This window comes from Mycolicibacterium sphagni, from assembly GCF_002250655.1.
GTDB lineage: Bacteria > Actinomycetota > Actinomycetes > Mycobacteriales > Mycobacteriaceae > Mycobacterium > Mycobacterium sphagni.
The window spans coordinates 243,298-267,089 of record NZ_NOZR01000002.1 but is presented as its reverse complement, the minus strand read 5'-3'; the positions used below and the strand labels follow the sequence as shown (position 1 = coordinate 267,089).

Here is a 23,792-nt window from a genome sequence, read left to right as displayed (position 1 = left end):
AGTGACGAAGATTACCGCTAATTGATCGGCGCGTTGAGCCAGCGCAGGTCGTCGAGAATGCCGCGCGCGGCGACCAGGCCCTGGCCGGTCTGCCACACCTCGTTGTTGACGATGAAGACCCGGTTGTCGCGATTGGCCGACAGCGCACGCCACGGCGCGCTGTCGAGGATCGCCGGTGCCCGGTCCTTTGCCGCCTGCGACGCGAACGACAGGTACACGATGTCGCCGTCGGCAGGGGAGAGATCCGCCGTACGGTCCAGATCAGCGTCGGAAATCCCGATCTCGACGTAGGGCTTGTCGGTAAATCGTTGTGCCGCAGGGCGATCCACCCCGACATCGGCCAACACCGAGGCCGGGAAATTGTCCGCGCCGTACACCCGCATGGTGGTGTCGGTGATTTGCACGATGGAGGCCTGGAAGTGGGCGGCGTCGTTAGCGATGCCCTTCTGCTTGGCCTGCTCGGCGAAATCGCCGACCAGGTCGCCGGCGGCGTCAGCGCGTCCGGTCGCCGCACCGGTGGTGCGCAGATTGTCCTGCCACTTGGCGCCGGGTGCGTCGGTGAACACCGTCGGGGCGATGGCCGACAACGCCTCATAGGACTGCGGGGTCAGCGCCTGCGAGCCCAGGATCAGATCCGGCTTGGCGGCCGCGATCGCGTTGAGATCGGGTGCGCTGCGGGAACCGGCGCCGGGCACGTTGTGGATGACGGTGCCCAGATACGACGGCTGGCTGGTGGCCCCGTCGGGCAGCGCGGCGGCCACGATCCGGGATTGCAGACCCAGCGCGCACAGCGCGTCGAGCTCGTCGCCGGCCAGCACGACGATGCGTTCCGGGTCGGCCACCACCGTGGTCTCCCCGGCGGCGTGCCGGATGGGGCCCGGCGGCGCCGGATCCAGCCGGGCCGGCTCCGGCGCACACGATTCGTCGGGCCGGCGCTGATTTCCCAGGACGCCGGCACCCGCGATCTTGGTGGTACTGGTGACGACGCTGCGCGTCGCCGCGGCCGGCTTTTCCGGTGAATCTGAGCACCCGCTGACGACCGTCATGGCGACCGCTGTGAGAACCGCCCCGGCCGCCATCACGACACCCGGACGCACGACGCCGATCAGCACGACGCCGACCGTAACACCCGGCTGTCACAGGCCCGCTGAGCTGCGGCCGGAGGTGTCGCCGCCACAAATACGACAGAATGTAGGACCCACACCCCATCGGCGGCGACGGACGGTTAGGATCAACTACACGTTCTCGGGTGCGCTAACTGATTTTGGAGGACCGTTGACTGCCGTTGTGCCTTCGCGGGGAGAACTCGAGGCCACTCGGCCCATGCCTGCACGGATGGGCCCCAAGGGCAATCTGATCTACAAGTTGGTGACCACCACCGATCACAAGCTGATCGGCATCATGTACTGCGTCGCCTGCTTCATCTTCTTCTTCCTCGGCGGTTTGATGGCGCTGTTCATCCGCGCCGAGCTGGCCGTTCCAGGTCTGCAGTTCCTCTCCAATGAGCAGTACAACCAGCTGTTCACCATGCACGGCACCGCGATGCTGCTGTTCTACGCGACGCCGATCGTGTTCGGGTTCGCCAACCTGGTACTGCCGCTGCAGATCGGCGCCCCCGATGTGGCCTTCCCCCGGCTGAACGCGCTGTCGTTCTGGCTGTTCGTCTTCGGCGCGATGATCGCGCTGGCGGGCTTCATCACCCCGGGCGGTGCCGCCGACTTCGGCTGGACCGCCTACACCCCGCTGTCGGACGCCATGCACAGCCCCGGGGCCGGCGGTGACCTGTGGATTCTCGGCCTGGCCGTCGGTGGTCTCGGCACCATCCTCGGCGGCGTCAACATGATCACCACCGTGGTCTGCATGCGCGCTCCCGGCATGACCATGTTCCGGATGCCGATCTTCACCTGGAACATCTTCGTCACGTCGATCCTGGTGCTGGTGGCCTTCCCGCTGCTGACCGCCGCGTTGTTCGGCCTGGCTGCCGACCGCCACCTGGGCGCGCACATCTACGACCCCGCCAACGGCGGCACCATGCTCTTCCAGCACCTGTTCTGGTTCTTCGGCCACCCTGAGGTGTACATCATCGCGCTGCCGTTCTTCGGCATCGTGTCGGAGATCTTCCCGGTGTTCTCCCGCAAGCCGATCTTCGGGTACACCACCCTGATCTACGCCACGATCAGCATCGCGGCGCTGTCGGTCGCGGTGTGGGCCCACCACATGTACGTCACGGGCGCCGTGCTGCTGCCGTTCTTCTCGTTCATGACGTTCCTGATCGCGGTGCCCACCGGCATCAAGTTCTTCAACTGGATCGGCACGATGTGGAAGGGCCAGCTCACGTTCGAGACGCCGATGCTGTTCTCCATCGGCTTCCTGGTGACATTCCTTCTCGGTGGCCTGTCGGGTGTGCTGCTGGCCAGCCCGCCCCTCGATTTCCACGTGAGCGACAGCTACTTCGTGGTCGCACACTTCCACTACGTGCTGTTCGGCACGATCGTGTTCGCGACATACGCCGGTATCTACTTCTGGTTCCCGAAGATGACCGGACGCCTGCTCGACGAGCGGCTGGGCAAGCTGCACTTCTGGCTGACCTTCATCGGCTTCCACACCACCTTCCTGGTGCAGCACTGGCTGGGCAACAAGGGCATGCCGCGCCGCTACGCCGACTATCTGCCGTCCGACGGCTTCGAGACGCTGAACATCGTGTCCACGATCGGCGCGTTCATCCTGGGTGTGTCGGTGCTGCCGTTCGTCTGGAACGTCTTCAAGAGCTGGCGCTATGGCGAGGTCGTGACCGTCGACGATCCGTGGGGTTACGGCAATTCGCTGGAGTGGGCCACCTCATGCCCGCCGCCTCGGCACAACTTCACCGAGCTGCCCCGGATCCGTTCGGAGCGACCCGCTTTCGAGCTGCACTACCCGCACATGGTCGAGCGGATGCGTCGCGAGGCTCACGTTGGGCGTGCGCACGGCCCGGATGACGGTGACGTGACCCGCCTCGACGACGAGCACGTCCGTACCTAACGCGGGATACCCGACCTTTCAGGTATGACCATGTCCAAGGTGTCGGTGCTGATCACCGTCACCGGTGTCGATCAGCCTGGCGTCACCTCGGCGCTCTTCGAGGTGCTGGCCCGTCATGAAGTGGATCTGCTCAACGTCGAGCAGGTCGTGATCCGCGGGCGGCTGACGCTGGGGGTGCTCGTCTCGGGCCACGCTGACGTGGCCAATGGCACGCAGCTGCGCGACGACGTGACCGATGCCATCAACCGGGTCGGGCTGGACGTCACGATCGAACGCAGCGATGACATGCCGATCATCCGCGAGCCATCCACCCATACCATCGTGGTGCTCGGTCGCCCTATCACCGCGGCGGCGTTCGGCGTGGTGGCCCGCGGGGCGGCCGCGCTTGGGGTGAACATCGACTTCATCCGCGGTGTCTCCGACTACCCGGTGACTGGGTTGGAGCTGCGGGTGTCGGTGCCCGCCGGGGTCGGCGGGGAACTGCGGACGGTACTGGCCCGGGTGGCCGCCGAGCAGGGCCTGGACATCGCGGTCGAGAACTACAGCCTGGAACGACGGGCCAAGCGGCTCATCGTGTTCGACGTGGACTCAACGCTGATCCAGGGCGAGGTCATCGAGATGCTGGCCGCGCACGCCGGCGCGGAGGAGGCCGTCGCGGCCGTCACCGAAGCGGCCATGCGCGGGGAGCTGGACTTCGCGGAGTCGCTGCACCGTCGGGTGGCCACGCTGGCCGGCCTGCCCGCCGAGGTACTCGACGAGGTCGCCGATCAGATCGAACTCACCCCGGGGGCGCGCACCACCATTCGGACGTTGCGGCGCTTGGGTTTTCATTGCGGGGTGGTGTCGGGTGGCTTCCGTCAGGTCATTGACCCGCTGGCCCACGAACTGATGCTGGATTTCGTGGCGGCCAACGAATTGGAGATCGTCGACGGCAAACTGACCGGACGGGTGGTCGGCGAAGTGGTCGATCGGGCCGGAAAAGCTAAGGCACTGCGCGACTTCGCCCAGCAGGTCGGGGTTCCGATGGAGCAGACCGTGGCCGTCGGTGACGGCGCCAACGACATCGACATGCTCGCGGCTGCCGGCCTCGGGGTGGCGTTCAATGCCAAGCCCGCGCTGCGAGAGGTCGCCGACGCGTCGCTGAGCCATCCGTATCTGGACACGGTGTTGTTCATCCTGGGGGTCACCCGCGCTGAGATCGAGGCTGCCGACGCCGTCGACGGCATGGTGCGCCGGGTCGAGATCCCGACGGAGTAAGCGGGTTTCGTCGGCTAGATCACCACGGCCGTCGTCTCGGGGGCGGTCGATCCGGTGATGCTGCGCCAGGCCCGGCCAAGCAACTCGATGGCTTCGGTCAGCTCGTCGTCTGGCAGTGCGAACGGAATTCGGACGAACCGCTCGAGTGTGCCGTCGACGCCGAAACGCGGACCGGGTGGCAGTTCGACGCCCAACCGGGAGGCCGACGCGCACATCGCCGAACTGACCGGGGCGGGCAGTTGCACCCACATCGACATCCCACCCGTGCCGGGCAGCGGGCGCCAGTCGGGGAGGTGCTCGTCGAGCAGTTCCAGCAGCAGCGCGCGCCGCCCCCGCAAGATCTCCCGGCGTTCGGGCAGCACGTCATCGGCGCGCTCGGTGAGAAGCCAAGCCGCAGCCAGTTGTTCGATCACCGACGTGCCCAGGTCGATCGACGGGCGCACCGCGCGGACGGTCGCAAGCACGCTCGGCTCGGCCCGGATCCAACCGATCCGCATACCGCCCCAGAACGACTTCGACATCGAGCCGATCGTCATCACCAGGTCGGCCCGCGAGGTCATCGAGGCGGCCAGCGGCGGTGGCACTGGCTCGTCGAGCCAGACGTCGGTCATGGTCTCGTCGATGATCGTGCGGGTGCGCGTCTCGGAAATGATGACGCACATCCGCTTTCGATCGGCAGCCGACATCGACAGCCCGGTCGGGTTGTGGTTGTCGGGCACCAGGTAGGCCAGCGTGGGCGCAAGCTGCCGCACCGCGGCGTGGACGGCGTCGAGTTCCCAACCCTCGCCCGTCATCGCGACCGGAACCGGCCGCGCTCCCGCGGTGGCGATCGCGGTGAGCACACCGTGATAAGTGGGCTGCTCGACGAGCACCCGATCGCCCGGCTGCGCGTAGGTCGCCAGGATCAAAGCGATCGCGTGTTGTGCCCCGCTGGTCACCATCACCTGCTCGGGGGTGGTGGGAAGCCCTCTGGCGCAATAGCGTTCGGCGATCGCGGTACGAAAGGCCAAGACCCCGTGCATGTCGTGGCCGGTGTGCTGCAGGTAGGAGGCCGACTGGCGGGCGGCCTCGGTGAACGCTTCCTGCACCGCGCTGGCCGGTGCGGCCAGTGACGCGGAAGCCAGGTTGATCGCGGCCGGCACCTCGCCGGGCACCGGCACCGGGGTGTGGGGAAGTGCGATCGTGCTGCGCGCTCCTCGCCGCGCATGCAGGTAGCCACTCTCGCCCAGTTCGGCGTACGCGGCGGTGACCGTGGTGCGCGAGACCCGCAGCACGTCTGCCAGCATGCGCTCACTGGGTAGCCGCGACCCGACCGGTAGCCGCCCGTCGACGATCAGCATCCGCAACCCGTCGGCCAGCGCCTGATAAGAAGGGCCACTGCGGCTTGAGGTACGCCAGTTGCCCAATTCACGGGCCAATAGGTCCGGATCTAGGGCCCTGGCCGCCATTGTTGTCGCCATTTGCATGCCAGTATGCGTCAACTGGCTATTGATCGGCAAGCCAGTTCGCCGCAACCATGGCTGTCATGAGTACCTGGTTCTCCCGAGTGGCCCACCGGTTGGCCGCGTTACTGGACACCGATCACGGCCCGTGGAATCCGACAACCACCGGATGGTCCAGAGGGGATGAGATCGACGCCGACGTTCGCCGGATGCGCGGCGACCTCGACGCACTGCGCGTGCGGTTCTCCGACCACCGGTGAACGCCACGCTGCGCGGGGTCGCGCTGCTGATTGGCCTGGCCTGCTACGGCCTCTCGATGGCGATGATGGTGCGCGCGGGACTCGGTCTCGATCCGTGGGACGTGTTGCACCAGGGGCTGACCCGGCACACCTCGATGAGCATCGGGGTGGCCTCCGCGGTGGTCGGCGTCGTCGTGCTGCTGGCTTGGATCCCGCTGCGGAACAAACCGGGTATCGGCACCATCGCCAACGTCATCGTCATCGCGATGACCGTCGACGCCGGGCTGGCCGTGCTGACCGCACCCGAATCGATCGGCGCCCGGATCGCCGTCATGCTGGGCGCCGTCGTACTCAACGCCGTGGCCACCGTCCTCTACGTCGGTGCCGGTCTCGGGCCCGGTCCCCGTGACGGACTGATGACGGGACTGGTTGCGCGGAGCGGACTTTCGGTGCGCTTGGTGCGAACGGCGATCGAGGCCACCGTGCTGAGTGCGGGTTGGCTGCTCGGCGGCAGCGTCGGCGTCGGCACGGTGATCTACGCGTTCGGGATCGGGCCCATGGTGCAACTGGTGCTGCGGCTGACACCCAAGCCGGTACTGGCCGTCAGCGGCTGGGCGCACATCGTTGGACACACCCGAAATCGCAACGACCCCAGAAGTACGGAGCGCGGCGAATGCGGCACGATGGTGCAGTGCCCGACGCCGCCGACGAGGTCGACCCCGACCTGCTGATCGACTTCCGGAAAGTTTCGCTGCGCCGCGGGGGTCGGGCCTTGGTCGGGCCCGTCACCTGGCAGGTCGAACTCGACGAACGCTGGGTCGTGATCGGCCCGAACGGCGCCGGCAAGACCTCGCTGCTGCGCATCGCCGCGGCGATGGAACATCCGTCCACGGGCACCGCCTACGTGCTCGGCGAGCGCCTGGGCCGCACCGATATGGCCGAACTGCGCCAGCGGGTCGGGCTGAGCAGCTCGGCGCTGTCCCAGCGGGTGCCCGACGACGAAGTGGTCCGCGACCTGGTCGTGTCGGCCGGCTACGCCGTGCTGGGCCGGTGGCGGGAGACCTACGAGGACGTCGACTACGCCCAAGCCGTCGACACCCTGGAAGGCGTCGGCGCCGAGCACCTGGCCGAACGCACTTACGGCACCCTCTCAGAAGGCGAACGCAAGCGGGTGCTCATCGCCCGCTCGCTGATGACCGACCCGGAGCTGCTGCTGCTCGACGAACCCGCGGCCGGCCTGGACCTCGGCGGCCGTGAGGAACTGGTGGCGCGGCTGGCCGATCTGGCCGCCGACCCCGATGCGCCGGCACTGGTGCTGGTCACCCATCACGTCGAGGAGATCCCGCCCGGCTTCAGCCATGCCCTGATCCTGTCCGAGGGCCAGGTCGTGGCCAGTGGTCTGCTGCATGACACGCTGACATCGGAGAACCTGTCCGCCGCGTTCGGCCAATCGATCGCGCTGGAGACTATCGACGGCCGCTACTTCGCCCGGCGCGTGCGCAGTCGCGCGGCCCACAGGAGGCGATTGTGACCGATAAGCCCGAACCACTGCCGATCCGTCCGGCGGCGACGGTGATGCTGATCCGGGACACCCCTGACGGTGTCGAGGTCTTTCTCATGCGCCGGCACCGCGCGATGGAGTTCGCCGGCGGAGTGATGGTGTTCCCCGGCGGCGGGGTCGACGACCGTGATCGCAACTCCGACATCGCCTGGTACGGCCCCGGGCCGGACTGGTGGGCCGCGCGGTTCGGCATCGACGAAGACCTCGCCGAAGCGCTGGTGTGCGCCGCGGCCCGCGAGACGTTCGAGGAATCCGGGGTGCTGTTCGCCGGGCCTGCCGATGATCCCGACGGCATCGTCGCCGACGCGTCGATCTACCGCGACGCCCGCGCGGCCCTGGTGGACCGCAGCCTGTCGTTCTCGGAATTCCTGCGGCGGGAACACCTCGTGTTGCGGGCCGACCTGCTGAGGCCGTGGGCCAACTGGGTCACCCCCGAAGAGGAGCGCACCCGCCGCTACGACACCTACTTCTTCGTCGGCGCCCTCCCGGACGGCCAGCGCGCCGACGGCCACAACACCGAATCCGAGCAGGTGGCGTGGACCAGCCCTGAGGACGCGCTGGAGGACTTCGCCGAGGCCCGGTCGTTCCTGCTGCCGCCAACCTGGACGCAGCTGGACTCACTGGCCGGGCGCACGGTCGGCGAGGTGCTGGGCCTGGACCGCCAGATTGTGGTCGTGCAGCCCAATTTGGCTGTCCGCGAAGGTAATTGGGAGATCGAGTTCTTCAACAGTGACCGTTACAACGCAGCCCGCAACCGCCGCAGCCCGGCGGGTTACGGCGGCGAGTGACGTGCGCGAGTTCGTCAGCATCCATGTGGGGGGCCAGCACCCGGGCGTCGGGGTGCTGCTGGTGTCCCGGCCGCCGACCAACGGGCTGACCCGGCAGACCTACCGCGAGCTCATCTCGGCGGCCGGTGAGCTGGCCGACCGCACCGACATCGCCACCGTGATCCTGTTCGGCGGTCACGAGATCTTCTCGGTCGGCGACGACGTCCCGGAATTGCGCACGCTGAACCGCGCCGAAGCCGAAGCCGCCGACCTGCTGCGCCGCGACGCGATCGACGCCGTCGCGGCCATCCCCAAGCCGACCGTCGCGGCCATCACCGGCTACGCCCTGGGCGCCGGACTCAGCCTGGCGCTCGCCGCCGACTGGCGGGTCAGCGGCGACAACGCCAAGCTGGGCGCCACCGAGATCCTGGCCGGTCTGGTCCCCGGTGGTGGGGGCGGTGAACGGCTGGCTCGGGCGATCGGTCCGGCGCGGGCCAAGGAGATGGCCTTCAGCGGCCGTTTCGTCGATGCCAAGGAAGCGCTGACGCTCGGGCTGATCGACGAGATGGTGGCTCCCGACCTCGTCTTCGATGCCGCCGCGGCCTGGGCGGACCGGTTCGTGGACATCGCACCCAGCGCACTGGCCGGTGCGAAGGCGCTGATCGATGGCCGCCTCGATGCCGGTGAGCAGGCAGAACGCTACGGCGAGGTCTTCGCCGCGGGCGAGAGCAGTTAGGCTGCCCTGCATGAATCCGAAGGACCACGGCACTGTGTCTGATGTCGCGGGCGACCCCGCTCCGACTCCGCACGCCACCGCTGAGCAGGTGGAAGCGGCGTTGAAGGACAGCAAGCTGGCCCAGATCCTGTACCACGACTGGGAAGCCGAAACCTACGACGACAAGTGGTCGATCTCGTACGACAAGCGCTGCGTGGACTACGCCCGCAACCTCTTCGACGCCACCGTGCCGCCGGAGGAACTGCGTGAGCTGCCCTACGACCGTGCGCTGGAGCTGGGCTGCGGCAGTGGTTTCTTCCTGCTCAATCTGATCCAGGCCGGGGTGGCCCGGCGCGGCTCGGTCACCGACCTGTCGCCGGGCATGGTCAAGGTCGCCACCCGCAACGGCGAGAACCTGGGCCTGGACATCGACGGGCGGGTCGCGGATGCCGAGGGTGTGCCCTACGAGGACGACACGTTCGACCTCGTCGTCGGGCATGCTGTCCTGCACCACATTCCCGACGTCGAGAAGTCGTTGCGTGAGGTCGTCCGGGTGCTCAAGCCTGGCGGGCGGTTTGTGTTCGCCGGCGAACCCACCAGCGTGGGCAACACCTACGCCCGGTCGCTGTCGACACTGACCTGGCGGGTGGCCACCAACGCCACCAAGCTGCCCGGCCTGGAGGGCTGGCGACGGCCGCAGGCCGAACTCGACGAGTCGTCGCGCGCGGCGGCCCTGGAAGCGGTCGTCGACCTGCACACCTTCGACCCCGACGACTTGGAGCGGATGGCCCGCAGCGCCGGCGCCGTCGACGTGTCGACGACGACGACGGAGTTCACCGCCGCGATGCTGGGCTGGCCGCTGCGCACCTTCGAGGCCGCCGTGCCGCCCGGGAAGCTGGGCTGGGGTTACGCGAAGTTTGCATTCAACAGCTGGATCGGGCTGAGCTGGATTGACGACAACGTCTGGCGCCGCGTGGTGCCCAAGGGCTGGTACTACAACGTCATGATCACCGGGGTCAAACCGTCCTGATCTTCGGGCGCGACGACGTCACCTACCTCACCAGTGACGCCGGGGAGGCGGCGCTGGCCCAGGTCGCAGGCTATCCGCTGACCGACGCCAGCCGCGTGGCCGACGTGGCCGCGATCCGGAGGGGCTTCGCCGAGCGCAGCACCGCGCTGATCGAAACGACCCTGCTGCGCCGCAAGGCGGCCGCCAAGCTCGGCGAGCTCGCCGACGTGACCGGGTGGCTGTTCACCGACGATGCGCTGCAGCAGGCCACTGCGGCGCCGGTGGCCCGGCACCGGGCTACCCGGCTTGCCGGTGCGGTGGTGCACGACGCGACCTGTTCGATCGGCACCGAACTGGCGGCCCTGCGCTCGACCGCCGCCACAGTCATCGGCAGCGATATCGACGATGTGCGCCTGGCGATGGCGCGCCACAACGTGCCCGATGTGCCCCTGTTCCGCGCCGACGCGCTGCACCCGATCAGCCGTGACGCCGTGGTCCTGCTGGACCCGGCCCGGCGATCGGGCGGACGGCGACGCTTCGATCCCCGCGACTACGTCCCGCCGCTGGACGCGGTACTCGACACCTACCGCGGGCGGCCCACCGTCGTGAAATGCGCGCCGGGAATCGATTTCGACGCGGTTCGCGAACTGGGCTTCGACGGCGAGATCGAGGTGACTTCGGCCGGCGGCTCGGTGCGCGAGGCTTGCCTGTGGTCGGCGGAACTGGCCGGCGGGGGAGTGCACCGCCGGGCTTGTGTGCTCGACCGCGACGAGGTGGTCACCGACGCCGAGCCCGACGACTGCCCGGCCGGCCCCGCCGGGCGCTGGATCGTGGACCCCGACGGTGCGATCGTGCGCGCCGGGCTGGTCCGGCATTACGCCGCCCGGCACGGACTGTGGCAGCTCGACCCCGACATCGCCTATCTCACTGGCGATCACGTGCCTGCCGGTGTCCGCGGGTTCGAAGTGCTCGACGAGCTGCCGTTGCGGGAAAAGGTGTTGCGGCAAGCGCTCTCACACCATGACTGCGGGCAGCTGGAGATCCTGGTGCGCGGGGTCGATGTCGACCCCGACGCGCTGCGGCGCCGTCTGCGCCCGGCAGGCCACTCGTCAATCTCACTGGTGATCACCCGGATCGGCTCGGGCGCAGGCGAACGCACGGCGGTGTTCCTGTGCCGACCGTCTCCCGTGAGGCGCTAGCCACGGGTACGCTGGCGGCGACGGCGCCGGTGCCGTCTCCACAGCGCGAGGACGATCGGCGAATGCGCATACTCAGCCTCACCGCACTACTGGCCGCGGGCGTCCTGCTGGGCGAGGCGAACATCGCGGTCTCCGGCGCGCAGAGCGAGTGTACGACGTTCGGCGGCGCGGTCGAGGCCGACAACATCTGCCACGTCCACAGCACCACCCCCAGCTACACGATGGATCTGCGGTTCCCGACCACCTACGCCGACGAGCAAGCCGTCATCGACTACCTGACGCAGAACCGCGACGGATTCACCAACGTCGCGCAGGTCCCCGCACTGCGCAGCATGCCCTACGAAATGGACGTCACCACACAGTCATTCACCTCGGGGCCGTCCAGCGGCGGCACCCAGAGCGTGGTGCTCAAGCTGTTCCAAGACGTCGGCGGCGCGCGCCCGACCACCTGGTACAAGGCATTCAACTACGATGTGGCCCAACGCAAACCGGTCACCTTCGACACCTTGTTCACGGCGGACGCCAAGGTGCTCAACGCGATATTCCCGGTCGTGCAACATGAACTGGAGCGCCAGACCGGCCTCACCGGCGTCATCGCCACCAGCGACGGGCTCGATCCGTCGCACTACCAGAACTTCGCCGTCACCGACGACGCGGTGATCTTCTTCTTCGGCCAGGGCGAGCTACTGCCCGCGGACGCCGGCGCCACGTCGGCCTCGGTACCGCGGGCCATCCTGCCGCCGCTGCAACTCTGATTCAGGCAGGGTCGAAGCTGTACACCTGACCAGCGCTGGTGCTCACCACGACGCGGCGATCAATACCGACCGAAACACCCACCGGGAACCCGTCGGCCTGCGGCAGGGGATAGCTGTTGAGGGTGTGGCCGTCGGCCGGATCGAACGCCAGCAACGACAGACCCGACGGCGGGTTGGCGTCCACCGTGTAGGCGACGCTGCCCGCCCGGCTCGACGTGCTCAGCGGTGTGACATCGTCGCGGCGCCAGGCCACGTCGGCATGATTACCGCCGTCCTTGAGCGCGACGAGGTGAGAATTCGGTCCGCCGCCGCAGAGAATCGCTCCCTGTGGCGACACAGACGGTGGGGTTTGCGGCTGAAAGTCCAGCGGCACAGACCATTTCACCTTGCCGTCAGAAGTATTCAGCGCCCAGATCTTCTGGTCGCGACCGGTGACGTACACGGTGGCGCCGTCGGCGGACGACACCGGTGCGGCCAGCACTCCGGCGGCGATGGCGTCGCTGGTCCACTCTTTGGTGAGCAGCGGTGTTTGCCCGGGGTGGTACTGCAGGCCGACCAGGGTCGACGCCTTGGCGCCGGGCAGCCACAGGCTCACCACGATCATGTGGGTCGACGCGGCGAACGCGGGCGGCGCGGCCACCGGGCACAGCGGCTGGCCATGAGCGCAGTCCGCCAAGCCGCGGGTGGAATCGGTCGGGTCGAGGCCTTCCACGAGGTCGAGTGGGGTGCCGGTGACGTCACCGCGATGCGAGTCGAACACCAGCACCTGCCCGAGATGGGTGATCACCAACAGCTGACCGCCGCCGAGAAACCTTGTGGTGGTGGGCATTCCGATGACCTGCTGGCGCCAGCGGACCCATTGGGTGGGTGGGAAGGACTCCATCAACCCGGGCTGGCCGATGAACAAATTGTCGAACTGGTCGAACAGCGGGCTGGCGAACCCGCCGCCGAGCACCTGGCGGATGCACCAGCGCTGGCGGCCGTTGTTGTCGTTCTCCCACACCATCAGCGAACAGCCGCCCGCCGTCTGGCCGTTCACCGCGAGGTAGCCGATGTCGCCGAGTGCGGCTCCGGCGCCCAGCTCACCCTTGACCGAGCGGCTCCAGCGCAACCGCAGGGCAGATGCCCCGGCGGTGCTGGTGTAGCTGCTGTTGGCGGCGTCGCCGTATTGCGCGGACCAGCCGTGTGCCGCGGTCGAGTCGACCCAGGAATCCGTATTGCCGCAACCGGCCAAGCCGGCCACGACCAGCGCGGTCGACGCCGACGCCAGCAATCGCCGCAGCACCCGTGTCACCTTTCCATCACGCCATCCCGAACCGGACAGTACAGGCGAGGGTAACCCGTGCCGTCGCTCCGTTAGGCTCTCAGCCCATGACGTCGATGTGGGGTTCGCCGATCCACAAGCGGTGGGTGGGTTCGCGCCTGCGCGACCCGCGCCAGGCCAGGTTCCTGACCAGGGAATCGTTGCGCTGGGTGATCGCCAATAAGGCCTACACGCCCTGGTATCTGGTGCGCTACTGGCGCCTGCTGAAGTTCAAGCTGGCCAACCCGCACATCATCACCCGCGGCATGGTGTTCCTCGGCAAGAACGTCGAGATCCACGCCACCCCCGAACTGGCGCAGCTGGAGATCGGCCGCTGGGTGCACATCGGCGACAAGAACACCATCCGCGCCCACGAAGGCTCGCTGCGGTTCGGCGACAAGGTGGTCCTGGGCCGTGACAACGTCATCAACTGCTACCTGGACATCGAGCTGGGTGACTCGGCGCTGATGGCCGACTGGTGCTACGTCTGCGATTTCGACCACAAGATGGACAGCATCGAGTTGCCGATCAAGGACCAGGGCATCGTCAAAAGCCCGGTGCGCATCGGCCCGGATACATGGATCGCGGCGAAGGTGACGGTGTTGCGGGGCACCACGATCGGCCGCGGGTGCGTGCTCGGTGCGCACGCCGTGGTCAAGGGGGAAATCCCGGACTTCTCGATCGCGGTCGGCTCGCCGGCCAAGGTGGTCAAGAACCGCAAGCTGGCCTGGGAGACGTCAGCGGCGCAGCGCGCGGAACTGGCTGCGGCGCTGGCGGATATAGAACGCAAGAAGGCCTCGTCGCTAGAGGCCTAAGTCACGCGGTGGCCGGCATGCCTGGCAGGCGACCGACGGGCAAGATCCGCTTCGACGTCAGCGGACCCGCGCCGGGCTACGGTCACCATGAACAACAGCATGCAGGATCTGCTGATCTGGACGCCCTGACTACCAGTCGATGGCAAACGCTTCGGCCAAGACCAACCGGCCGGCGTCGGTCACGGACACCGCGCGATTACGCGGGGTGCGGGCCAGCCAGCCCGCCGACATGAACCTGTCCAGCACAGCGCGGCCTACGCCGCCGCCGAGATGGTGGCTCTGCTCGGTCCAGTCCACGCAGTAGCGGATCAGCGGGCGCCCACTGGTCGGCAAGGTCACGCCGAGATCGACGAGGAACTCCCGTCCCGTGCCGGTCAGTTCGTAGGGGACATCGCGCCCGAAGTTGCTGGGTGAGTCGTGCCGATCGCGCTCCGGGTCGTAGCGGCCGTCACCGCCGATCAGGGCCCCGCGCTCCAGCAGGGCTGACATGACGGCCACACCGAGCCTGCCGGCGAGGTGGTCGTAGCAGGTACGCGCCGCGCGCAGCCGGGCCGCGCGGGTGCCTTCGCGCAGAGAGCGCACCGGGCGCGGCGGCGAGAGCCGCACCAGGGCTTCCAGCAGCTCGCCGACGTGCGGGCCGGCTAGCCGGTAATAGCGGTGCCGGCCGTGGGCTTCCACCCGTAGCAGACCCGCCTCGGTCAGTTTGGCCAGGTGACTGCTAGCGGTGGATCGGCTGACCCCGGCCTCCTCGGCCAGCACGCTGGCCGGCAGCGCCCGCCCGTCGTCGAGCGCGAGCAGCACACTGCAGCGGGCCTGATCGGCTAGAAGGGATGCGACAGCGGCGATGTCGGCGTCGCCGTGGCTCGGCAATGCGGCGGCATCACGCATGACTGGCCTCCTTTCGGGGCGTGGGAATGCTGTCCTCTTCCGGCTTACCCCACCGCACCGACACCAGCCCGGCGATCAGCTGCACCGCCGCGCCCACGATCATCGCGGCACGGACGCCGCCGCCGGAGCCGTACAGCGTGCCCATCGCGGCCGTGCCCACCGTGATCCCGGTCAGCCGCGACAGGTTGACCAGGCCTGAGCCAAGTCCGGTGCGCCGCGCCGGCACTGTCGAGAGTGCCAGGCTGACCGCCGGGCCGGTGGTGATGGCCAGGCCCGCACCAGTGAGGACCAGCGCCGTTTCGATCCAGCAGATCGGGGCTCTCGGCCCGACTGCGCTGTATAGCAGCAACGCAGCGGCCAGCGTCGTCAGCCCGGCCGCGATCGCGGTCCTGGGGCCGGTGCGCCGCGCCACCATGGTCACCACCGGGATCAGTGCCAGGTACGTCAGCGGCATGGGCAGGAATTGCACGGCGGTGGCCAGCGGACCGGCGCCGCGCTGCTGCTGGAACGCCAGGCTGTTGACCAGCACCAGACCGTAGGTGCCGAAGGTCATGGCGAAGGTGGCGATGAGGCCCGCGACCAGCGACCGGTGGCCCAGCAGGTCGGGCGGAACCATCGGGTGGGCGATACGGCGCTGCCGTATGACGAACGCCGCGATGCAGCCGACGGCGACAGCGATCAGGCCGGTGTTGGATACGGCGTCGAGGTGGCGGCCTTGAACGAGCGCCAGGGTCAAGGCGGCCAGGCCGGCGGCGCTGAGGAGTTGGCTGCCGATATCGAGGCGGACGTGCCGCGGATCCGCCGACTCCGGCAGATACCGGTAGCTCATGGCCAGGGCGACGACGCCAACGGGCACGTTGAGCCAGAAGATGGCGCGCCAGTCCACCGACTGGGTCAGCACACCGCCGATGATCGGCCCGAGCGTGGTGCTGGACGCGGCTGCGATCGCCCACGCCGCAGTCGCGCGGGCCCTCCCGCCGGCATCGGGGAAGGCGGCTGCCGCGATGGCCAGCCCCTGGGGCAGCATCAGCGCAGCCGCCACGCCCTGGACAGCGCGACCGGCCAGCAGCATCGGCAGTGACGGTGCGAGCGCGCAGCACAGTGACGCGGCCGAGAAGACGACGACGCCGGCACGTAGCAGCCGGCGTCGGCCGAATGCGTCGCCGAGTGCCCCTGCGCCGAGCAGCAGCCCGGCGAACGTCATGTTGTAGGCGTCGACCGTCCACTGCGCACCCGTCAAGCCGCCGCCCAGGTCGGTGCTGATGGCGGGCAGCGCCAGATTGACGGCATTGCTGTCGATCAGGCCCAGCACGAGCCCGAGGTAGGCGGCGACCAGGGTCAGTGTCGAGGAGCGGATTGCAGGCATATCCGCACGCTAGGTGCGGAATGATTCGATGCCCGTCGAACTATCAGCGCCCCGGGAGGGCGTGCTCGATGATGGGCCGGCGCGGCAGTGGCTCGCGTTCCCGGCGTTTGGCGGCCAGGTACACCTGGGATGTCTCGGCGGCCACGGTGTGCCAGTCGAAGTCGGATGTCAGCCGGTCGCGCGCGGCATTGGCCCGTTGCTGGGCGGCGGCGGGATCGTCGAGGACGCGGCGCACGGCGTCAGCCAGCGCGGCGACGTCGCGCGGTGGGAAGGACACCCCGGTCTCGCCGTCGATGACGGCCTCGCCGAGTCCGCCCACGTTGGCGGTGATCAGCGGGGCGCCGGCGGCGGCCGCCTCGAGCGCGGCGATGCCGAACGGCTCGTAGTGGCTGGGCAGCACCGCGGCGTCGGTCTGGTGCAGCAGGCGCAGCAGCTGGTCATGGTCGACCCGCCCGGCGAAGTGAACCGCCTTGAGCACCTTGTGCTTTCGGGCCACTTCGACAAGCCAGTCCTGCTGGGTGCCGTCACCGGCGATGGTCAGCGTGGTCCCCGGATGGGTGCGGCGGATGCGCGGCAGTGCCGCGATCGCCTCATGCACGCCCTTCTCGTATTCCAGCCTGCCGATGTACAGCAGCTGCGGCGGCCCGGTGTGGGCCCGGCGGGGCGCGAACGGCCAACGGCTGGAATCGATTCCGTTTCGGATGACGACGATCTCGGACAGTTCGGGGCCGAACAGGTCGGAGATCTCGTCGGCCATCGACGCCGAGCAGGCGATCAGCGAATCGGACTCCCGGACGAACCACGACTCCACCGCGTGCACCTGACGGCTGATCTGCCCGGACACCCAGCCTGAATGCCGGCCCGCTTCGGTCGCGTGCACCGTGGAAACCATTGGCACATCGAAGAATTCGGCCAGCGCGATGGCCGGATGCGCGACCAGCCAGTCATGGGCGTGCACGACGTCGGGCTGCCAGCCCTTGGCCTGCAGGGTCAGCCCGGCACGCGTCATCGAGTGGCCCATGGCCAGCGTCCAGGCCATCAGGTCGGTGCTGAATTCGAACTCGTGCGGGTCCTGCGCGGCGGCGATCACCCGCACGCCTTCATGGACCTCGTCGGTGGTCGGGTGGGTGCTGGGATCGGTGCGCGACGGCCGCCGCGACAGCACCACCACCTGGTGGCCTTCGGCGGCAAGCGCGGTCGCCAGCTGGTAGACGTGCCGGCCCAGCCCGCCGATGATCACCGGCGGGTATTCCCACGACACCATCAGGATTTTCACGGCAGCCGCCTGGCATCCAGCGCGCCGAACAACCCGTCGGCGCGGTTCCATCCGGCGGCCAGTCGCTCGGCGGCATCGCGCCGACCCGACGCCAGCGCATCGGAGATCTCTCGGGCGGCGTGGGCGTGCAGATGCGCGCGGTAGCGGGCGTAGTCGGCCGCGGAATCCTTGCTGACCATGAACGGCCAGTCGCTGGACACGGTGAGCAGCGTCTCGCGCAGGATCTGGTCGGCCACGAAATCCCGGCTGGGGGCGCTGCCGCTGTGTGCCAATGCCTTGTCGATGGTGGTCAGGGCGGTGTCGACGACTTCGGTGTTGAGCTGCACCAGATCGGCCACCTGCTCGCCGGACCACACTTGCCAGTCCTTACCGGAACCCCAAGAGCTGGGCGGCAATTCGACGGGTGTGCCAATGAATCCGGCAGACCGTGCATCGCTCAGCGTGCCGACTCGCACCCCGGCCTCGGGTAGGGCGCGCAGCAAGCGCTCCAGCCAGATCGGGCCCTCGTACCACCAGTGCCCGAACAGCTCGGTGTCGAAGGCGGCCACCACATGGGCGGGGCGGCCGATGCGGCCACTCTCGCAGATCAGCCGCTCGCGGACCATTCCGACGAAGTCGGCGACGTGGGTGTCGATCGCTTTGTCGGCGCGCTGCGGGTCGTAGGGCGCCTTAGCGTCGGAGTCGACGTTGCGGCCGGTGACGCGCGCCGGCTTGAGCCCGGTCAGGTGGTCGTAGGTGTGGAAGTCGCGGTAGGCGGCATGCCCGGGATAGCCGGACTTGGGCGACCACACCCGGTAGCTGACCTGCAGGTCGCGACCGAATGCCACCACGTCTGTCGTCCCGACCGGCCGGCCCAGTGCGGTGTCGCCGTGCAGCGACGGCCCGTCGACCATGAAATGTCCGACTCCAGCGGCGGCGTAATCGTGCTCCATGCCTGGGGCGTAAGCGCATTCAGGGGCCCAGATGCCCTTCGGGGTGTGGGCGAAACGCTGGCCGGCATCAGCAAGGCCCTCGCGCAGCGCGAACTCCCGCAGCCGCGGATTGAGCAGCGGCTGGAACGGGTGGGCGAGCGGACCGCCCAGCAGTTCCACGGTGCCGGCGTCGATCAGTTCGCGCAGCAGCGGGCTGGCGCCGTGCCGCCAGAGTGTGCCGAACTCCTCGATCGCCCGGCTGGCCTCGTCGTATTCACGAATCCCGAACTCGCGCAATGCTTCGGGTGTAGTTGCGGTGCCAGGCTCGGCACCGGTCGGGGTGCGTAGGGTGGCCGCCTCCAGTGCGCGCAGCTGCCAGTTGGCCAGCCAGCGATGCATGCCGTCCAGACAGTACGGGTCGTCGAGCTGCGCGGTGACCACCGGCGTCATACCGAGCGTGATCACCCCGCGACGGCCCTCGGCGGCCAGCGTGCGCAGCACCCGCATCAACGGCAGGTAGGCCGCCGACCACGATTGGTAGAGCCATTCCTCGCCGACCGGCCAGCGGCCGTGATGGGCCAGCCATGGCAGGTGGGTGTGCAAGACCAGGGTGAACTGGCCGGGAATTGGGTTGACGCTCGCCCGTTGATTCGCTCCGCAAGCGTCGCTCATCGGCGCACCGCGATTGCCACCAGATCCAGGCTGTCGTCGATGTCGCGCTCGCTCGCGTCAAGCACGTCGAAGTCCTCGCAGCGCACGGCCGCTACGTCGGCCAGCAGGTCATCGGCCCAGGCGGCATCGGCCAGCGCGCGGGCGATCTGGGCGTCGATGATCGAACCGCCATGCCGTTCGTCCAGCGCGACCAAGCCGGAACCGTGAAAGACCCCGCTCATCGAGCGCAGAGCGAAGCCGCCGTCGGTGAGCAGCTCGGCCAGTTCGGCGGCGTTGAGCTCGCGGGTGTGGAATGGGTTGACCGGGGTGTCCAGACCGGGGGAGAACGTGATGCGGTTGGGCGTCGACATCAGCAGCACGCCGCCGGGCCGCAGCACCCGCGCGCATTCGGCGACGAACTGTGGCTGATCCCACAGGTGCTCGATGACCTGGAAGTTCACCACAACGTCAACTGAAGCGTCGGGCAGCGGAAGCGCCGCCAGATTGCCCTCGAGCATGGTGACGCGGGGGTAGCGCGCCCGCACGTGGGCCACCGTCGCCTGGTCGTAGTCCACAGCCACCACGCGATTGGCCACCGAGGCGATCAGGTCGGCGCCGTATCCTTCGCCGCACCCGGCCTCCAACACGTCGCGACCAGCGCAAAGGTCGAGGAGGCGGCGATAGACCACCTCATGGCGGCGGAACCAGTAGTTCTCTTCCGCCAGCCCGGGGATGGTCCGTTCGCCGGTCAGCGGTAAACCGCCGTCACCTGCGTCAGTCACGAATGCGCTCATTGCAAGGCAGGCTAACCCGAAGTTGGCGGTTCGCGAACTGCACGGTACCGATGGGCTGCTAGAACACAAACTTCGACCAGCTATGGTGTTCGTGCGAACCACTCTAAGTTACTGGCTAGTAACATGATGTGAGTTGCGGAATGACCAAAATGTCTTGCGACCTTCTCTGGCCGCAGGACGCCTGCCAGGAGGACGTAGAAGACTCATGACGAACATCGTGGTCCTGATCAAACAGGTCCCAGACACGTGGTCCGAGCGCAAGCTGTCCGACGGTGACTTCACGCTCGATCGCGACGCCGCCGATGCCGTGCTGGACGAGATCAACGAGCGCGCCGTCGAAGAAGCCCTGCTGATCAAGGAGCGGGAAGGCGACGCCGGCGGCACTGTCACGGTGCTGACCGCCGGCCCGGAGCGCGCCACCGAGGCGATCCGCAAGGCGCTGTCGATGGGCGCCGACAAGGCCGTGCACCTGCTCGACGCGGGCTTGCACGGCTCCGACATGGTGCAGACCGGCTGGGCCCTGGCCCGCGCGCTGGGCGCCATCGAGGGCACCGAGCTGGTCATCGCCGGGAACGAGGCGACTGACGGCACCGGCGGTGCGGTCCCGGCGATCATCGCCGAGTACCTCGGCCTGCCCCAGCTGACGCACCTGCGCAAGGTGACAGTCGAGGGCGGCAAGATCACCGGTGAGCGGGAGACCGACGACGGCGTGTTCACCGTCGAGGCTTCGCTGCCCGCGGTCATCAGCGTCACCGAGAAGATCAACGAACCGCGCTTCCCGTCCTTCAAGGGCATCATGGCCGCGAAGAAGAAGGAAGTGGCCACCCTGACGCTGGCCGAGATCGGTGTCGAGGGCGACGAGGTCGGCCTGGCCAACGCCGGTACGACGGTGGTGGCGTCGACGCCGAAGCCGCCGAAGACCGCTGGCGAGAAGATCACTGATGAGGGCGAAGGCGGCAAGAAGATCGCCGAGTACCTGGTCGCTCAAAAAATCATCTAAGACCCGTCCCGGACCAACACAGAACAAGAGGCGAACGAACCGCTATGGCTGAAGTACTTGTGCTCGTTGAGCACTCCGAAGGTGCGGTGAAAAAAGTCACCGCCGAGCTCATCACCGCCGCCCGTACTCTGGGCGAGCCCGCCGCCGTCGTGATCGGTGCCGAAGGCACCGCCGCGCCGCTGATCGACGATCTCAAGGCCGCCGGTGCGGCCAAGATCTACGTCGCCGAGTCGGCCGACGCAGAGGGTTACCTGATCACCCCCTTCGTCGACGTGCTGGCGTCCCTGGTGGAGTCGGCCACGCCGGCCGCCGTGCTGCTGGCTGCCAACGCCGACGGCAAGGAGATCGCCGGCCGGCTGGCGGCGCGCACCGGTGCGGGTGTGCTGTCCGACGTCGTCGAGGTCAAAGAAGGTGGAGTGGGTGTCCACAGCATCTTCGGTGGCGCGTTCACCGTCGACGCGCAGGCCAATGGTGACACTCCGGTAATCACCGTGCGCCCCGGCGCCGTCGAGGCCGAGCCTGTTGCCGGCGCCGGCGAGCAGGTCAGCGTGGAGGTGCCTGCACAGGCCGAGAACGCCACCAAGATCACCTCGCGCCAGCCCGCCGTGGCCGGTGACCGTCCGGAGCTGACCGAGGCCAGTGTCGTGGTCTCCGGTGGCCGTGGTGTCGGTAGCGCTGAGAAGTTCTCGGTGGTCGAGGACCTGGCCGACTCGCTGGGCGGCGCTGTCGGTGCCTCGCGTGCCGCCGTCGACTCCGGTTACTACCCGGGCCAGTTCCAGGTGGGGCAGACCGGCAAGACGGTCTCGCCGCAGCTGTACATCGCGCTGGGCATCTCCGGAGCGATCCAGCACCGCGCCGGTATGCAGACCTCCAAGACGATCATCGCGGTGAACAAGGACGAGGAAGCGCCGATCTTCGAGATCGCCGATTACGGCATCGTTGGCGACCTGTTCAACGTCGCGCCGCAGCTGACCGAGGCGGTCAAGGCCCGCAAGGGTTAATCACGTCAGAAAGGCCCCCGCCACCGGTTTCCGGTGCTCGGGGGCTTTTCGCTTTTATTGGTCATCGAGAGTGCACGAACACGTCATGCGGGCGTTGACATCCCGCCGACCGCCTCGGCAACCGTTCAGCTATGAGCACTGCCTCTGTACTCATAGCTCCTGACCAGAACGAGACCGCCGCCTTGCGCGGCCCCCGCTACTCGCTCCTGCTGTCCACCGACCCCACCCTGATCGAAGCGGCGCAACGGCTGCGCTATCAGGTGTTCACCACCGAACCCGGTTACGCGCTCTCAGATGGCGACGGCCACTCCCCGGGTCTGGATGCCGACCGGTTCGACGAGTTCTGCGACCACCTCCTGGTGCGTGAGGACATCTCCGGCGAGATCGTCGGCTGCTACCGCATGCTTCCGCCGCCCGGCGCGATTGCCGCTGGAACCCTCTACACTGCAACGGAATTCGACGTCGTAGCGCTCGACGGGCTGCGGCCCTCACTGGTGGAGATGGGCCGCGCGGTGGTGCGGACCGATCACCGCAACGGAGCGGTGGTGCTGCTCATGTGGGCGGGCATCCTGGCCTATCTGGACCGCTGCGGCTACGACTACGTCACCGGGTGCGTCTCGGTGCCCACCCGCGGCGAGGGTGTCCCTGGTAGCCAGATCCGCGGGGTGCGCGACTTCGTGTTGCGCCGCCACGCCGCCGCTCCCGAGCACACCGTCTACCCGTACCGCCCGGTCGTTCTCGACGGGACAGCCCTGGACGACATCCCGCCGCCGACCAGGCCGACCATCCCGCCTCTGATGCGGGGGTACCTGCGGCTGGGCGCCCGGGTCTGCGGCGAGCCGGCCCACGATCCGGAGTTCGGCGTCGGCGATTTCCCGGCCCTGTTGGACAAGCGGCAGGCCGACACCCGCTACCTCACCCGGCTGCGGTCGGTCTCAGCGGCTACCGAGATGGCCGGCGGCATGGGGGGCCAGGCATGACCGCCCCCGAGCACGCCTGGCTGCCCCGGGCGTTGTGTGACGACAGCTGCGTCCGCGCCGGCGGCGCCCCGCCGTCACGGCGGGTGATCGCGAGCCTGCGCGCCACCGTGCGCATCACCTCGGCACTGATGTTGCTGATGGTGGTGCCGCTGCTGGCGGTGCCGCTACCCGGCCGAAGCCGTGTGCAGCGGTTGTACTGCCGGACCTTCCTGCGTTGTCTCGGTGTGCGAATCACTGTGTCGGGCGGGCCGATTCGTAACCTGCGCGGTGTTCTGGTGGTCAGCGGGCACGTCTCCTGGATCGACATTTTCGTCATCGGCGCGGTGCTGCCCGGTGCCTTTGTCGCGCGCGCCGATTTGATCGACTGGCCCGCACTCGGCCTGGCCGCGCGCATCATGAAGGTCATCCCCATCGACCGCGCGAGCCTTCGCAGGCTGCCGCAGGTGGTCGCACAGGTCGCCGACCGGTTGCGCAATGGGCAGACGGTGGTCGCCTTCCCGGAGGGCACCACCTGGTGCGGCCTGGCCTACGGACAGTTCCGTCCGGCGATGTTCCAGGCCGCCGTGGACGCCGGCCGGCCGGTTCAGCCGCTGCGGCTGACCTACCACCACCGCGACGGACGACCTTCGACGGTGACGGCGTTCGTCGGCGAGGACACCCTGTGGCAGTCGCTGAGCCGCACGGTTCGGGCCCGGCTGACCGTCGTCGACATCGAGGTGGCCTCGTTGGAGCTGCCCGGCACCGACCGCCGCGAGCTGGCGGCGCGCTGCGAGGTCGCCGTGCGCGGGCAGATCGCGCCGCGCTTCGCCCACGCTCACGCGCACGCACTGGCGGGATAGGCC

Annotated in this window: 23 protein-coding genes; 15 read left to right on the top strand and 8 right to left on the bottom strand. The window is 68.4% G+C overall.

All coding sequences use genetic code 11. The annotated features are described in order from the left end of the window. Positions 1-17: 17 nt before the first annotated feature. Positions 18-1,079: an iron-siderophore ABC transporter substrate-binding protein gene (locus tag CG716_RS03300; RefSeq protein ID WP_207760563.1), complete on the bottom strand. Its 1,062-nt coding sequence runs from the start codon at positions 1,077-1,079 to the stop codon at positions 18-20. A 244-nt stretch (positions 1,080-1,323) separates the two neighbouring features. Here CG716_RS03300 and ctaD point away from each other — a divergent pair, with 244 nt between their 5' ends. Together ctaD and serB are read left to right on the top strand one after the other, a co-directional pair. Then, a complete protein-coding gene (gene ctaD / locus CG716_RS03295; protein WP_094476388.1) occupies positions 1,324-3,021 on the top strand; it encodes an aa3-type cytochrome oxidase subunit I in 1,698 nt (565 codons plus the stop codon). A 24-nt stretch (positions 3,022-3,045) separates the two neighbouring features. Continuing rightward, positions 3,046-4,278, top strand: coding sequence for a phosphoserine phosphatase SerB (serB, locus tag CG716_RS03290; protein ID WP_094476386.1), 1,233 nt, complete (start codon positions 3,046-3,048; stop codon positions 4,276-4,278). A gap of 14 nt (positions 4,279-4,292) precedes the next feature. Here the strand turns inward: serB and yczR are convergent, their stop codons facing one another. Further along, entirely contained in the window at positions 4,293-5,738 is a 1,446-nt protein-coding gene (yczR, locus tag CG716_RS03285; RefSeq protein WP_094476384.1) for a MocR-like transcription factor YczR, read from the bottom strand. 65 nt (positions 5,739-5,803) lie between these two features. Here yczR and CG716_RS30045 point away from each other — a divergent pair, with 65 nt between their 5' ends. The 8 genes from CG716_RS30045 to CG716_RS03245 all read left to right on the top strand — a co-directional run bounded on the left by CG716_RS30045 (position 5,804) and on the right by CG716_RS03245 (position 11,965). Continuing rightward, positions 5,804-5,980, top strand: a complete 177-nt coding sequence (locus tag CG716_RS30045; protein ID WP_165773999.1) for a hypothetical protein — start codon at positions 5,804-5,806, stop codon at positions 5,978-5,980. Then, a complete protein-coding gene (yczE, locus tag CG716_RS03275; RefSeq protein ID WP_094476380.1) occupies positions 5,977-6,690 on the top strand; it encodes a membrane protein YczE in 714 nt (237 codons plus the stop codon). Before CG716_RS30045 ends, yczE begins: the two co-directional genes overlap by 4 nt. Continuing rightward, positions 6,633-7,490, top strand: a complete 858-nt coding sequence (locus CG716_RS03270) for an ABC transporter ATP-binding protein (protein WP_094476378.1) — start codon at positions 6,633-6,635, stop codon at positions 7,488-7,490. The genes yczE and CG716_RS03270 overlap by 58 nt, the downstream gene beginning before the upstream one ends. A 44-nt stretch (positions 7,491-7,534) precedes the next feature. After that, positions 7,535-8,308, top strand: a complete 774-nt coding sequence (locus CG716_RS03265; protein ID WP_234817704.1) for an NUDIX hydrolase — start codon at positions 7,535-7,537, stop codon at positions 8,306-8,308. Between the two features lies 1 nt (position 8,309). Then, entirely contained in the window at positions 8,310-9,023 is a 714-nt protein-coding gene (locus CG716_RS03260) for an enoyl-CoA hydratase (RefSeq protein ID WP_094476375.1), read from the top strand. Between the two features lie 10 nt (positions 9,024-9,033). After that, entirely contained in the window at positions 9,034-10,032 is a 999-nt protein-coding gene (locus CG716_RS03255; protein WP_165774007.1) for a class I SAM-dependent methyltransferase, read from the top strand. After that, complete coding sequence (locus CG716_RS03250; protein ID WP_410430907.1) at positions 10,032-11,210, top strand: class I SAM-dependent methyltransferase; 1,179 nt, start codon at positions 10,032-10,034, stop codon at positions 11,208-11,210. The genes CG716_RS03255 and CG716_RS03250 overlap by 1 nt, the downstream gene beginning before the upstream one ends. Positions 11,211-11,272: 62 nt before the next feature. Beyond that, complete coding sequence (locus CG716_RS03245) at positions 11,273-11,965, top strand: esterase (protein WP_094476623.1); 693 nt, start codon at positions 11,273-11,275, stop codon at positions 11,963-11,965. Between the two features lies 1 nt (position 11,966). Here the strand turns inward: CG716_RS03245 and CG716_RS03240 are convergent, their stop codons facing one another. After that, positions 11,967-13,250 carry a BamB-related PQQ repeat family beta-propellar protein gene (locus CG716_RS03240; protein WP_094476371.1) on the bottom strand — a complete coding sequence of 428 codons (1,284 nt, stop codon included), beginning with the start codon at positions 13,248-13,250 and terminating at the stop codon, positions 11,967-11,969. An 86-nt stretch (positions 13,251-13,336) separates the two neighbouring features. On the opposite strand from CG716_RS03240, the gene CG716_RS03235 reads away from it, so the two are divergent. Then, the gene (locus CG716_RS03235) at positions 13,337-14,083 is read left to right on the top strand and encodes an acyltransferase (protein ID WP_094476369.1); all 747 of its coding nucleotides are present in this window, start codon (positions 13,337-13,339) and stop codon (positions 14,081-14,083) included. 129 nt (positions 14,084-14,212) lie between these two features. On the opposite strand, the gene CG716_RS03230 is transcribed toward CG716_RS03235, so the two are convergent. Genes CG716_RS03230 through CG716_RS03210 form a run of 5 tightly spaced genes read right to left on the bottom strand, consistent with a single transcriptional unit; the run spans position 14,213 to position 20,038 of the window. After that, positions 14,213-14,971 (bottom strand): ArsR/SmtB family transcription factor, encoded by a 759-nt coding sequence (locus CG716_RS03230; RefSeq protein WP_094476367.1) that lies wholly within the window; start codon positions 14,969-14,971, stop codon positions 14,213-14,215. Continuing rightward, complete coding sequence (locus CG716_RS03225) at positions 14,964-16,337, bottom strand: MFS transporter (protein WP_094476365.1); 1,374 nt, start codon at positions 16,335-16,337, stop codon at positions 14,964-14,966. Before CG716_RS03225 ends, CG716_RS03230 begins: the two co-directional genes overlap by 8 nt. Before the next feature lie 43 nt (positions 16,338-16,380). After that, a complete protein-coding gene (locus tag CG716_RS03220; protein WP_094476363.1) occupies positions 16,381-17,613 on the bottom strand; it encodes a glycosyltransferase family 4 protein in 1,233 nt (410 codons plus the stop codon). Further along, positions 17,610-19,196, bottom strand: coding sequence for a 1,4-alpha-glucan branching protein domain-containing protein (locus CG716_RS03215; RefSeq protein WP_094476361.1), 1,587 nt, complete (start codon positions 19,194-19,196; stop codon positions 17,610-17,612). Before CG716_RS03215 ends, CG716_RS03220 begins: the two co-directional genes overlap by 4 nt. Beyond that, entirely contained in the window at positions 19,193-20,038 is an 846-nt protein-coding gene (locus CG716_RS03210) for a class I SAM-dependent methyltransferase (protein ID WP_420093168.1), read from the bottom strand. Before CG716_RS03210 ends, CG716_RS03215 begins: the two co-directional genes overlap by 4 nt. Before the next feature lie 136 nt (positions 20,039-20,174). On the opposite strand from CG716_RS03210, the gene CG716_RS03205 reads away from it, so the two are divergent. From CG716_RS03205 to CG716_RS03190, 4 genes are all read left to right on the top strand, one after another. Further along, positions 20,175-20,969, top strand: a complete 795-nt coding sequence (locus tag CG716_RS03205; protein WP_094476357.1) for an electron transfer flavoprotein subunit beta/FixA family protein — start codon at positions 20,175-20,177, stop codon at positions 20,967-20,969. A 44-nt stretch (positions 20,970-21,013) separates the two neighbouring features. After that, positions 21,014-21,970, top strand: a complete 957-nt coding sequence (locus CG716_RS03200; RefSeq protein ID WP_094476355.1) for an electron transfer flavoprotein subunit alpha/FixB family protein — start codon at positions 21,014-21,016, stop codon at positions 21,968-21,970. A gap of 131 nt (positions 21,971-22,101) precedes the next feature. Continuing rightward, on the top strand, positions 22,102-22,950 hold the full coding sequence (locus CG716_RS03195; protein ID WP_094476353.1) for a GNAT family N-acetyltransferase: 849 nt from the start codon (positions 22,102-22,104) through the stop codon (positions 22,948-22,950). Further along, positions 22,947-23,789 (top strand): lysophospholipid acyltransferase family protein, encoded by an 843-nt coding sequence (locus CG716_RS03190; RefSeq protein ID WP_094476351.1) that lies wholly within the window; start codon positions 22,947-22,949, stop codon positions 23,787-23,789. The genes CG716_RS03195 and CG716_RS03190 overlap by 4 nt, the downstream gene beginning before the upstream one ends. Positions 23,790-23,792 lie beyond the last annotated feature (3 nt).